A 12,380-nucleotide genomic window follows, 5' to 3' on the forward strand; every position below is an offset into this window, starting at 1 on the left:
TCCTTAAGTGGGCCTTCAAGAAGCAATGGGCCCAACGTTCTTGGAATCATCAGCCTTTGCCCTATCTCCAGCTAGTGGAATCTCTGCGACAAATGAGGTGTTGGGGTGATCCTGGTCGTAAAAGAAACGGCCCTTGTGATCCTTCATGATTGAGCGGGAAATACTGAGTCCCAGTCCAGTACCTTTGCCGATCTCTTTGGTGGTAAAAAAGGGCTGCAAGATTTTCTCTTGTACATCAGGCGGAATTCCCGCCCCACAGTCCGTGACTCTCATTTGGCAGTATTGGTCGCGTTTATTTAACTCGACTCGAATCCACTTTTCTCCTTGGTGGCCGTCAATCGCATCCATGGCATTTTGAACAAGGTTGAGGAGGACTTGAGAGACCTGCACCTCTCGGCACTGAATCATGATGGGTTCAGCAGGGGGAGTGTAGTCGAGCCTGACATTATTATTCTTGAGCTTTTCCTGACATAGGCTCAGGGTGTCGTCGACGATCATCCCCATGGAAGCCGCTTGAAAGGGCGCGGCCGAATCGTCACGGGCATAGGTGCGCAAGCTGCGCACGATTTTCGCAATTCTGGCCGTGGTGGCGGTGATGCCATCACTAATTTTCGTCAGTTGAGCAGGATCGAGGCGGTTGCGCTTGACCTGTTGGCCGAGGATTTCGGCGTAGCCTTGGATGATAGTCAGTGGGTTGTTGATTTCATGGGCCACGCCTCCCGCCATTTCACCTAGCGTGGAGAGCTTCGACGCCTGCACAGTTCGAGCCTGTTCCTCCTTGAGGAGATGCTCCGCCTGGGTTTTAAGACGAAGATTGAGCGCGTATCCGCGCATCACGAGCAGCCAGAACACCAGTACGATGGTGAAGGCCACCAGTGACAGAGTGATTCCGACAGTGAGTGATTTGTTCTGCGACTCCAAAATCGCATCTCGCCGGGTGCTGAGCTGCTCAGAGACCTCCTGTAGGGCTCCCGTGTATTGGTCCCCCGCATAGAGGTAGCGATCAGATTCGAATAGCCTGCGGGCTTCCTGTGCGTTATTGTCCTTTAGAAGGCGAAAGATTTCCAGTTCAATAGCACTCAGGTTTTCCCGCGAGGGGAGCTGATAGGCCCGTCCCAACTCCTTGGCTGGAGCCAAAGTGTATTGAGTCAATTCCTGATTCTGTTCCAGAGCCCCCATGAAAATTTCATGTTCCTCTTCCAGTTTGGCATCGCCTTTGGTGACCGCCAGTTCCACCAGCGCCATGATCCTTTCGTGCAGCCTCAGATTGATTGAGTTGCGTTCAACAATAGGGAAGTGGGTCTCGTAGATATCTCTAAAGGCCTTGCGGTTTGAGACTTGAAAGTAGAACTGGGTGGTAATAAACACCAGTGTCGCTATGATAGCTGCCCATCCCGTGACTTTCGGGAACGCGGTGCGATCAACAGTCTCCTCACGACCCGTGCGGATGTCCTGAGTGACTTCGTTATCTAACTCTGTGGGCTCCATTGTCATTGGCTTAGCTCCCCCTGGACCAGACCTAGAGCTTATCGGAGTCTGGCAGTTCAAATTCAACATTGATGAGGCCCATTCTCAAACTTGGATCAATGTTGAGTTAAGGACGGACTTAGTAAGTACACCTGTACCTAATTGAAACATATTTTTGAAGAAACCTTCCTAAGGGCTTCATATTCCTGTGACTTTCATTGATTATTCTAGTGGGGAAGCAAGGAGTTCGAAAATGACGACTGAAGCAGCAAACGTAGAAGTAAAAAAATGGAAAGTCCTGATCGTCGATGATGAAGAGCTGATTCGCAGCTTCCTTGAAATGGCTCTAGATGACCTGGATTGCGAGATCCAGTTTGCCGAAAATGGCAATCAAGGATTTGAAAAGGCCCTGGATTTTCGCCCCGACCTCATTATATCTGATGTATTGATGCCAGGAGGAACAGGCGAGTCTTTGGTACGACGACTTCGTGAAGAGGTCACGGACTATCGGCCCCACGTGATTCTGATTTCCGGGTATTCTCACCTCACCGATGAAGAGGCAGAAAATCTTGGAGTCGATAAGCTGGTGGCCAAGCCCTTTCAGCTGGATCAGATGGTAGGTTTTATTCGCCAGGTGTTAGGCTTGCAGTAAAGCGGAGCTTCCCGTTCCGGGGAGCCCGCGAATGGTGGCGAAGTATTCCTGCGCCAATTTTTTAACAATATCCTCACAGCTGAGAATTTCATGGATCAGGCCCACGGTTTGTCCCGCGCTCCAAACCGTTTTCCAAGTGGGTCCTTGGGCGGCTTTTTCCATGGCCTTCATGCCCATCAGATGAATCAAAGGCACCACATACTTTTTTGAGACTTTGTTCTTTTTGAGAGCATGAACAATCCAAGGCAAATCCAGCCCAGTCTTTTCGATATATTCGGTTTTGATCACTGAGGCGGGAGTGCCAGACACCCTGGTCGTCAGCACAATATCCTCAGGCCCGGCGTCGAGGACGGCCTGTTTGTAAGCCGCATCCACTTGAGCCTCCTGGCTGGCGATAAACCGGGTTCCGACAGAGACAGCGGAGGCCCCCAAAGCCAGGGCTGCCGCCATGGTGGCACCGTTGCCAATGCCGCCGGCGGCAATAATGGGAATGGAGAGTTTCTCCTTGAGCCAAGGAATGAGGACAATTGGTGAAATGGGGCCCGCATGGCCGCCGGCTCCGGTGCCGACAGCGATCACACCATCAGCGCCCATATCCTGAATCTTAAGGGCGTGTTCCAGATTAGTGACGTCACAAAATACTTTGGCTCCGTTTTTATGAGCCTCTGCAATTACCCCTTTTGGATTGCCCAGGCTGGTGATAAAGGCCTCGACCCCATATTCGAGAGCCCATTTAAGATCTTCCCCCTGCCTGGTATTGGATTTGTTGACAATAATGTTCACGCCAATCGGTTTGGATGTCTTGGCCTTCATTTCCTGAAGGGCCTTTTTGTACTCTTCGATCGGGCGGTAGTTGAGAGAGGGGAAGGTGCCCAGGCCTCCGGATTCAGAGACGGCGACGACCATGGGAACATTAGAGACGAGAAACATGGGGGCGCCGATAATGGGGTAGGAACAGCCAACGAGGCGAGTAAAATCAGTAGGGATCGTGTTCATGCCAGATCGTCTCCTTTTGAAACGACTCATTCTAGCACAGCTCTAAGGGGCAACAAGTCACATCCCAACAAGACGAATTGAATTGAACCAGTGGCCAGGCCTTTGGGCGAGGCTGCTTTGGTCGCGTTGTGGCTCTGGATGGGCCCTAGAGGCAGAGTGAATCAAACTGGCCCTGTCTCAGGGGGGGATTCATGCGGTTCACTGCCAACAATTCTTGGTGCAAAAGTAGAATTCCAGTATCCTAAATGTATGCGTAGAAGAATTCGTCAGTTTTTTTGGTTTATGGTGATGGGTGGGGCTGTGATGGCCTTTCAGGCCTTTGTGAAGCCAAGCCTAGTAAAGGACATGGTTCGCGATGGGCGTCAGCAGATGCATGGGGAAGAGGCTCCCTCGCGTTCAACTGCGGCCACAAACCGGGAAAAGCCCTCTTTGATGAGTCGGGCCCTTGATAAGGGGTTGAGCCTAGTTCAGAAAGGCATCGACACTGCTTGTAAGGACTGTGGAATCCGTGTCTATGCACCGGAAGGAGTGAACGAGGAGGTTCGCACATCGAGCCGGGTTCGAGTGCTATTGCCACCTGAGGAAACGGGAAGAAAGAAAGATTTGTACAACAAGAAAGTCGGCAATAAACACTACGTGTACAAGGATGGGAAGTACTATCAGGGTGTGGAAAATCAGGTTTACTATGACAAAAGCGGCACGCCCACCCTGGTCATTGATCGTGCTCAAAATAGGTACGCGGTTAATGAGGCGGACGAGGATGAGGATGGTGAGCGAGCAGGTGGGGTCAATCCCAAACCTCGGGCTCGCCGTGCTGGGGGCAAAGACGGAGCATTCGTTGACTCCGGTGTTCCGGAGGGCCTAAATGCCTATGGCCCTGGTGCGATGAAAGATATGGTCCATACCGTGAAGCAGGCGAAAAAGAATATTCAGGAAAAGAACAAGGCTCTCAAGATCCTTTCAAAATAAGAGTGAAAACAGCAAAGAACCAACTGCGCCATCTCTATATCTCTGATTTGGATGGAACCCTTCTCTGCCCACGAGGCACCCTGTCTCGTTTTTCCCGGGAGCAGCTAACGAAAATGTTGTCGGAAGGTTTGCCTTTTACTGTGGCGACGGCTCGAAGTCTTGAATCAGTAAGAGTCATTCTCAAAGGACTGCCTTTGCGTTTGCCAGTCATTCATTTCAATGGAGCCATGATCAGTGACTTTTCAACCGGTCAGCACTTTTCGGTTCTTAGCTTTGAACAGAGTTTGGCTCAATTGGTGGCGGAGTTTACCATTTCACGTATGGGGCACTGGCCCTATGTCTCCAGCTTTGATGGGGAGCACGATCATCTTTCTTATGAAGACATCCCAAACCTGGGCTATGATTGGTACGTCAAAGAGCGGGTAAAGTCCAAAGACCCTCGTCTTCGGCAAGTTCCACGTGTGGACAAGATTTTGGATGAAGAGTCCACCATTTGTTTTACTGTAGTCTCAGGGTTCGATGTGCTCAATGTCTTTCGTCAGCAGCTTGAACAACAGTTTCCTAACCGGTTGCGGATTCGCTTTTTTCAGAATCCCTATGATCGGGATTGGTATTGGATCACCATTCAGCCCTACGCGGCTACCAAAGCCACGGCTATTAAAAGGTTGTTGCAGGAGCAGCGCATGAGCGCCCAAGACCTGACTGTGTTCGGTGATCACTGTAACGACCAGGAGATGTTTGAAATTGCTGGTCGCGCCATTGCGGTGGCAAATGCTATAGAAGAGCTCAGGGCTCTCTCAACTCATCAAATTGGCCATCATGGTGATGACAGTGTGGTGGAATTCATTCGCCAAGATTGGCAGCTCATCAGGCCGCGGGATTGAGCGGCCCAAATTCAGACTTTAATTGGTGTAGTAAGGATTGTTGAATCCATTGGTGTAGCCGCCCGGATAGCCGGGTACACAACGGTTTTCGCCAGGAATGTAGCCGTAGCCGGGCAGTCCTTGGCATTGATTGAAGCACTGTTCGTACTCTGGAACCCATACCTGGTTAAAGTTGCAAGAGGTGACCCGTCCCTGCAGGCAGGCTCCGGTCTGTGGGTCCCAGCCAAAACCAGGGCGCCCATAGCACTGCTGGAGGCATCCTCGGCCTTCGACCCACACATGGTTGTAGGAGCAGGCCTGGGCGGGTTCATTTCGACGTTTGTCATCCTTGCCACAAGCGGCGAGCAGCAGAGTAAAAATCATGGCTGCGCATGAAAACCAAAACAAGGAGTGACTCATCCCTTTTTTCATTCTGTTGTCCTTCGTTCGCTGAAACACAATTAAGCCCTCTCCCTTTTATCCTTCCATAGGGGAGTGGACCGCCAATTTTCGGCCGGTAGTGACAATTGAGGTCTATATATTGGCCGACAGAGGTCAGATAACGGGCTGTATACGTCGGTTGTACCAAGTGATTACAAGCTATATGCCACGAAGGATCTTCACGGACAGTGGGCTGTCGAAATGTTCGACAGCCTCATGGATGGAAATTTGGAGTCTTGGGTCGCTCGCCCGAGATTAGGTTTTCCCTTTAGGTGGAGCGGGAGCGGCTACGGGCCTTTTTCTTAAGGTCCTGGAGCTCGGCATCCAAAAAATAGGCGGCATTGGAGCCCTTTTTGCGGATTGATTCGATCAGCTCAATGGCTCTCTGATATTGGCCGATCTCCTTGAGCAGATTGACATACTTCTGAGTCACCGTGATCTGTAAAGTCTCTGGTTTCTTTTCCAGGATAAACTCGTAATATTGAGCTGCCTCTCCTTTGCGGTCCAATTCCTGGAGGGATTTGGCGTAAAGAAATGCAGGCTCCAGTTGGCGACCACCCTGATTGAAGTATTCAGTGTAGACTTCCGCAGCGCCCTTGAAGTCGCCCATTTGGTAGCGGATTTTTCCGAGATTTTCCTTGAGGGAGACGTCATCCGGATTTTTTTTGACTGCAGCGGTGAGGGCATCCTCCGAGCATTCCGGGTTTTTGCGATCTTCGCAAATCTGAGCCAGACGAAGGAGGTCGCTGGTTGAAGCGATGCGAAGAATCTGGCGTGTTTTCAGGGGTATGACGGAAACAAAATAGCTATCCCAGGTAACCAGGTGGATAAATCCCGCAACCAAGCCCACCGAAAAGAGAACCGCTGCTTGGCGAAACCGGCGATTCAGGTAGCCACCGGCATCCTCTTCGTTTTTGGAAAGGATCCAGCCGCAATGGGGGCAAACGGGAGGTATTTCAACCATTCTTTCAGCGGGAACAATCAGACGACAACGAGGACAACATTCCTGTAGATTCATCAACCAACTCCTGGTTTTGAGACAACCCAACACACTCCCTTCCAGCAAGAGAGTGGCCAGGACCAGATCCACCTAGGCCTTGTCTCAGACCTTTGATCGTGAAAAAATCACCCGTAAGGCCGATAATTGGCGTCACCTTTCCCATGCTTAGGGACGAGGAGGGTATGGTGAATCATTGTGCACGGAAAAAACTGGGGCCCTTAGCTGTTGAACCACAAAATCCATTATCAGTGAAGTCGGTCCTTTGCCGACCATCCTCCGCAAATCCTCACGCACCTTTTCGGCCGCAGGCTCGTCTTCGGGTCGCGTCAGGTTTCCTGCCGCGCCTCGTTCGGCTGAGCCTATTCCCTTCGGTCACTCAGCCTCCTGCCCTGCGCGACGGTGAGGATTCGGATTTACGGGAATGGCTCGGCATTCGGACCTATACCCAGACAAAGGCAACACAAAGTTTTGTGGTTCAGCAGCCAAGGGCCCCAGTTTTCTCTTTGTTGGTCTTATTTCTTGTGGTCTTTGTTGTTTCTTGTGCGCGGGCGCCGGTGAAGGACAGGTCAGAGGCCATGAGGCCTCTGAAAAGATCACTGCCTGTGCAGCTTGAGCAGGGGGATTTGGCCAGCCTTAAGAAGGCAGTTAAGGAACAGGTTGAATTTTGGCAAGACACCAAGAACGGCAATGGCCCAATGGTGTTTGGCTCTGAAACTCTCAGTCGCCAGGAGTATGCTGAGTCTCTCTCCCAGTTTTTGGCCTTTCTTAAGAGTGATCCTCAGAATGAGGCTATTGATGGCTATCTGAAAGAACACTTTCGCTTCTTTGAGGTCTATGGTGGTAAAAAGTGGGGGGAGGTTTTGGTCACCTCTTATTATGAGCCCGTCCTCGAAGGGTCCACTAAACCAACCAAAGAAAAGTCCCAACCTCTCTACTCAGTTCCTTCGGATATGGTAATCGTCAACTTAGGAGAATTTGCTGAAGCTCTCCCCAGTCTGGCTGACCTCAAGGGAAAGCTCACTGAGCAAAAATCCATATCCTCCATACTTCGCGGACGATTGATTCCTTCAGATGAAAAGGGGGTTCCTGATACGGTGGTACCCTTTCCTAATCGCCAGCAAATTGACGACGACAAAGTACTGGCCAAACAAGGGATTGAGCTTTGCTATGTCGATCCTATTGAAGCATTTTTTTTCCATATCCAGGGGTCTGGTCGGATCGATCTTGGTGGAGGGAAATCATTGCATCTGACATACGCTGCCCAAAATGGACACCCTTACTATGCGATCGGAAGGGATTTGCTGGAGATCATTCCCAAAGAGGAAATGAGTCTGCAGGGTATCGAAGCCCACTTGCGCAGCCTCCCAGAGGACCAACAAAAGGCTTTATTATTCCGTAATCCCAGCTATGTGTTTTTTCAGGAGGCACCCAATGGGCGCGGAGTCAGCTATCAGGGCACCCAGGTTGTTGGTGGCAGAACCATCGCCACCGACAAGGAACTATTCCCCAAAGGCAGTTTGGCGATCTTGGAAACCACGATCCCTGTGTTTGCCAGCGACTCGGATGCTGAACCTTCGGCATGGGAAGGTCACACCCGCTTGGTTTTGGATCAGGACACTGGGGGGGCCATTCGTGGCGCCGGGCGGGTGGACTATTTCTGGGGTTCAGGCAAGCAGGCGGCCCGCTCCGCCGGAGTGATGAAGAATCCAGGTCGATTGATTTATCTTGTGCCAAAAAAAAATTCCGCCCTCCATCCGTGAAGAGCGGGTGAGAAAACCTTCCCCGTCATGGGGGGATTTTCCATGTCTGAAGGTCGGGACTTTCGCTGAAAACGAGAGGAGTATTGAGTCTCGTTTTCAATCCTCTTTTTGCAAATTCAAATCACCTTACTGAGCCGGTTGTTCGTTCGACTTTGATTTTGCGATATCGGCTACAGCTTGTTCAGGGGTCATTCCCTGAGCTTCCATGTGGGCCTCAATCAAAGTGATCACAAAGGCTGCAGAGGTTTCTTTTTCTCTAAACGACAATTTGTATTGACCAGTGTACTTTTCCTCTTGGTCTTTCATCCGTGTGAAAACATAGGCCATGCCATCGTTGCTGTTGCTCAGGTCCCAATTGGGATAACTGACGGCAACGAGAACTTCCAGGTCATTGCCCATGGCATAGAAGCTGATTTTTTCTGACTCGTTACCGGGGTTGGCAAAGGCAACGGGTTCATTGCCGCCATCCCATCGGCCCTTGTAGGAGATCGACTGGGTTTGATCACCCACAGGGAGAATCACTTCAAATCCATCTTGAGCGTTTTCTCCCAACAGTGCTGCTGTGGGTTGCAGGACCACTTTGGCATGTTCTCCACCAGGAGGTTGAAGGTTTTTGTCCTTAGGGTTTTTGCGATCGGTGCGGCCGCAACCAATAAAGGCCGCAACAGCACAAAGTAAGACGAGAATCTTGAATGCTCTCATGTGTATTCCTCCGTAAAATTCCAATAACCGTGAAATTTTCTGAGCAACCGGAGTGCCAATGAAAACGGCATTTACGAGGTCAGGTGAGACTTCTTTCAACTCACAAAAGTAAAAACTTCCCGGTGACGATTGTGGCGCAACCACGAGAAGGAATTTCATCCTTGGGTTCACAAAATAATGCGGAACAAATTTGATGAATCAAAAAACCCTGCAAGCTTTTCACTCAACTCACTCGCCGGCAAGGTAGAACCAAATTTCAATTCGGTCGTTCCCTCACTCTCTGTCGCCCTTCTCTGTTTAAAAATGATGCTCCGCAAGGCGACCAAAATTGGAGAAATCCCTGTCTACAGGTGACAACTTTCGTCCCGAACACCCCAGCGGTGGGGAAGGATCTTTGGAGTAGATCCCCAGACCATGACCTTTGCTGCTGTGCCTCATTGGGAATAATATAGAGGACAATTTTCTTGAGTCGGCAAAAACGGTCCGGGTAATCTGCTGAGGTTTGCCATGAGCGATTTCAGAAGGAGCAGATTATGGGAATAGCCGACAAGGGCCTGGTCAGGGCTCAGCTTTGTGAGCATTTTCAATCGGGGAAGCCGGTATGGGAGAAGGTATTCAAACGCCTGATTGAGAAGTGTGATCCCCACTGGTACCCATCTCTTGTTCTGGAGAGACGTCACAAGCGAGACTATGCCATCAACAGTAAGTCAGAAAGCATGAGCGAGACTCTGCTCGAAGGAGCCGTGCTGCGCATTTATGATGGCACCAGTCTTTTTGAGGAAGCCACGTGCGAAGTTGAAGAAAAGCCATTGTTGATATTGGCCGATCGCTTGATCGATCGTGTTCGTCACCAGGGTGGCGGCCAAGGCAAGCAACCCTACAAGGCCGTGACCTGGAAAGAACGCTTGGCTCAAAAACTGGATGAGGAAATTGTCAGCCAGATTCCAACAAACCTGGATTCTCAGACGTGGGTACACTTCGGCACAGGCCAGGAGCAGGTTTTGTGGGAACAGAATGAAGAAGTCATGGCTGAGTCGCAAAAACTCTTTGATCGACTGAAATCGATGGAAGATAAACTCCTGGCGGATCATGAAGCCAAAAAACCTGACTTTTTGCAGACGCGGATTTCCCTGGAAAAGTGCGATTTTGTTTTCATGGACAGTGAAGTGCGTATGAGCCAAAGTCTCCTGCGTAACATGGCGATGGCCGTGGTGATGAAAAGGGGCGAACGCGGCTATTGTCTGACCGGAGGGCTGGGTGGCCGGGAAACCATGGCATTCACCGATCAGGAGCTCTATGAGTCCTATGAAAAGCTACGCAAAAGTCTGATTGCTGATAAAATCATTCCCGGCCGTTACAAGGTGCTCATGCACCCATCGATCACCGGGGTGTTTGCCCACGAAGCCTTTGGTCACTCTCAGGAGGGGGACACTTGGGCCCGTGGGCGCTCCAAAGCCCGCGAGCTCTATGAGAGTCAGGAAAAAGTGGGCAATCAACATGCAACCATTCTGAACAACCCGGCTATCTTTCAAAATGGCAGTGATCCCTTTGCAGCATGGGGTTCATATTACTTTGACGAAGAAGGTTGGTTGGCTCAGGAACATTACCTGGTTAAGGAGGGTGTTCTGCAGAGACCCATGACCCACCTGACATCGTCCATTCGTTTGGGTGTTCCCCGCACAGCAAACGGCAAGCGCGAGAACTGGACCCATGGCGTGTACACCCGACAGACCAATACCTATTTTTCAGCGGGAGATAAGACTCTTGGTGAACTCATGTCCATGGTTGACCATGGGTATCTGGCATCGGCCGCATTTGGGGGCATGGAAGATCCCAAGGGGATGGGGATTCAGGTCGGAATGGCCTACGTAGAAGAAATCAAAAATGGTCAGCTCACGGGACGGACTTTTAAAGCGCCCAACGGGGGGGCTATCCAGATGACGGGGTATGTGCCAGATTATCTAAAGTCCATTGTGGCCAAATCAAAAATTGAGGCCCATCAGGATGAAATGGACGAGTCTCCTCATCCCTGGAATGAAGTCGGTGGATGTGGGAAGTACCACAAAGAGTTTGTGGTCGCCGGATGTGGCGGCCCCTACATGCTAGTTGACAATGTGTTATTGAGCTAAGGAGATTTTATCCATGTTTTGGCAACGTGATGATTTGATGAAGGCCTTGAAGACAAAAAGCCTGGATGATTCCTGGGCCCAGTGGGCGCTTTTGGAGATTGAGGAAGACAGACAGGAATTTTATTTAATCCAATCTAAGAGTAGCCGGGCTGAGTTGGACCAGTCTCGTGAAGTCCACAATCAGGTGTTTAAACTTCGCGTTTACATCAATAAGCCCGATGGTCGCCTAGGAACGGCCGAAAGCCCTTTGTTTCAAAAACTGGATCTGGCCACTCAGTTAAATGAGTTGGAAAAGAAGGCTCAGTTGGGTGGCGAAAAGAAATGGCATTTCCCCGACGAATGGGGCAAGTCAGATCGGCAGCCTCAGAAGGCCTTCCCTCCGATGGTGAAAGACTTGGCCGGGTGCTCTTTTCAGATCTATCAAGATTTGGCGAAGGCCATCAATGACAGCGAAAAGGGCGATTTCAACTCGGCCGAGCTTTTTGTTGTCAGAGAAAAGCGCCATCGCACCTTATCGACAGGGTTCACCAACGAAGTGGTGGACTCGCGCATCTATGCTGAGGTTTGCTTTTCTGAGACCGATAAACAAAGCGGGCTGTCCGAGGAGTTTTTGATCACCCGTTGGGCCGCCCATCCCGAGCAGATTGACTTTGTTCGCATGTGCGCGGAGTCAGCTGAGTACGCCAAGGCCAGCCTAAAAACTGAAAAACCGGAGACGGGGCACTACGATGTGATTCTTCACTCCGACGTGTTGACGGCCTTGTTTCATGATGTCCGCAGCCAGCTGGATGCCCGGCAGAAGTATTATCAGCTGCCCTTTTTGGAAAAAGGCAAGGAGCTAATTCCGGGATTTAAGGGCGATGCCTTTGAAATGAGTCTGGTGCCGGATCGGGATTTTTGTTTTGCCAGTGCAACCTATAGCGGCGAGGGCTGTCTGCAGAACCGTATGACTTTGGCAAAGGGTAATGTGATCCAACACAATCCGACTTCCTCGCAGATGTCCCAGTATTTGGATCAACCAGTGACAACTGTTTTGGGTAGTATTGTCGTCGAGCCTGAGTCCATGACTGATATTGAGACTTTGCGCAAGAGTAAAGGAAAGGTTTTGGAGATCCTTCAGTTCTCGGGACTTTTCACCAACGAAATGGATTTAACCTACTCTTCGGAGATTCGCTTGGCCAAACTCTATGACAATGATTCTGGTCAGGTCACCTATGTGAAAGGCGGAAACCTGTCGGGCCATTTCCCGAGCAACTTTGCTCAGGTGAAATGGGCCCAGCCCATGATTGAGGAAAATCATGAGGGATACGGCGGGGGAGGTTCCAGTTATGTGGGCCCGGAGTACGCATTGGTCAGTGAGGTTTCAGTCAGTTCTTGATGTGGCGAATTGTGGTTGCAAAG

At 50.6% G+C, this 12,380-nt stretch carries 11 protein-coding genes; 6 read left to right on the forward strand and 5 right to left on the reverse strand.

From position 1 onward, the window contains the following. Positions 1 to 15 precede the first annotated feature (15 nt). The gene (locus H6624_03200) at positions 16 to 1,494 is read right to left on the reverse strand and encodes a GHKL domain-containing protein (protein MCB9083321.1); all 1,479 of its coding nucleotides are present in this window, start codon (positions 1,492 to 1,494) and stop codon (positions 16 to 18) included. A gap of 226 nt (positions 1,495 to 1,720) precedes the next feature. Here H6624_03200 and H6624_03205 point away from each other — a divergent pair, with 226 nt between their 5' ends. Beyond that, a complete protein-coding gene (locus H6624_03205; GenBank protein ID MCB9083322.1) occupies positions 1,721 to 2,119 on the forward strand; it encodes a response regulator in 399 nt (132 codons plus the stop codon). Here the strand turns inward: H6624_03205 and H6624_03210 are convergent. Next, the gene (locus tag H6624_03210) at positions 2,105 to 3,115 is read right to left on the reverse strand and encodes a nitronate monooxygenase (GenBank protein ID MCB9083323.1); all 1,011 of its coding nucleotides are present in this window, start codon (positions 3,113 to 3,115) and stop codon (positions 2,105 to 2,107) included. The two genes, H6624_03205 and H6624_03210, sit on opposite strands and share 15 nt — an antisense overlap. 249 nt (positions 3,116 to 3,364) lie before the next feature. Here H6624_03210 and H6624_03215 point away from each other — a divergent pair, with 249 nt between their 5' ends. Both H6624_03215 and H6624_03220 read left to right on the forward strand, forming a co-directional pair. Further along, on the forward strand, positions 3,365 to 4,084 hold the full coding sequence (locus H6624_03215; GenBank protein MCB9083324.1) for a hypothetical protein: 720 nt from the start codon (positions 3,365 to 3,367) through the stop codon (positions 4,082 to 4,084). Positions 4,085 to 4,086: 2 nt separating this feature from the next. After that, on the forward strand, positions 4,087 to 4,968 hold the full coding sequence (locus H6624_03220) for an HAD family phosphatase (GenBank protein ID MCB9083325.1): 882 nt from the start codon (positions 4,087 to 4,089) through the stop codon (positions 4,966 to 4,968). An 18-nt stretch (positions 4,969 to 4,986) separates the two neighbouring features. Here H6624_03220 and H6624_03225 read toward each other — a convergent pair whose 3' ends face one another. Beyond that, positions 4,987 to 5,379 carry a hypothetical protein gene (locus tag H6624_03225; protein MCB9083326.1) on the reverse strand — a complete coding sequence of 131 codons (393 nt, stop codon included), beginning with the start codon at positions 5,377 to 5,379 and terminating at the stop codon, positions 4,987 to 4,989. A gap of 277 nt (positions 5,380 to 5,656) precedes the next feature. Beyond that, positions 5,657 to 6,406, reverse strand: a complete 750-nt coding sequence (locus tag H6624_03230; protein ID MCB9083327.1) for a tetratricopeptide repeat protein — start codon at positions 6,404 to 6,406, stop codon at positions 5,657 to 5,659. A gap of 557 nt (positions 6,407 to 6,963) precedes the next feature. Between H6624_03230 and H6624_03235 the strand changes: the two genes are divergently transcribed. After that, a complete protein-coding gene (locus tag H6624_03235) occupies positions 6,964 to 8,148 on the forward strand; it encodes an MltA domain-containing protein (GenBank protein MCB9083328.1) in 1,185 nt (394 codons plus the stop codon). A gap of 126 nt (positions 8,149 to 8,274) precedes the next feature. Here H6624_03235 and H6624_03240 read toward each other — a convergent pair whose 3' ends face one another. Beyond that, on the reverse strand, positions 8,275 to 8,850 hold the full coding sequence (locus H6624_03240) for a hypothetical protein (protein MCB9083329.1): 576 nt from the start codon (positions 8,848 to 8,850) through the stop codon (positions 8,275 to 8,277). Positions 8,851 to 9,383: 533 nt separating this feature from the next. Here H6624_03240 and H6624_03245 point away from each other — a divergent pair. Together H6624_03245 and H6624_03250 are read left to right on the forward strand one after the other, a co-directional pair. Beyond that, positions 9,384 to 10,979: a TldD/PmbA family protein gene (locus H6624_03245; GenBank protein ID MCB9083330.1), complete on the forward strand. Its 1,596-nt coding sequence runs from the start codon at positions 9,384 to 9,386 to the stop codon at positions 10,977 to 10,979. 13 nt (positions 10,980 to 10,992) lie between these two features. Further along, positions 10,993 to 12,357: a hypothetical protein gene (locus H6624_03250; protein ID MCB9083331.1), complete on the forward strand. Its 1,365-nt coding sequence runs from the start codon at positions 10,993 to 10,995 to the stop codon at positions 12,355 to 12,357. The last annotated feature ends 23 nt before the right edge of the window (positions 12,358 to 12,380 follow it).

Source organism: Pseudobdellovibrionaceae bacterium (assembly GCA_020635075.1).
Taxonomy (GTDB): Bacteria; Bdellovibrionota; Bdellovibrionia; order Bdellovibrionales; family UBA1609; genus JADZEO01.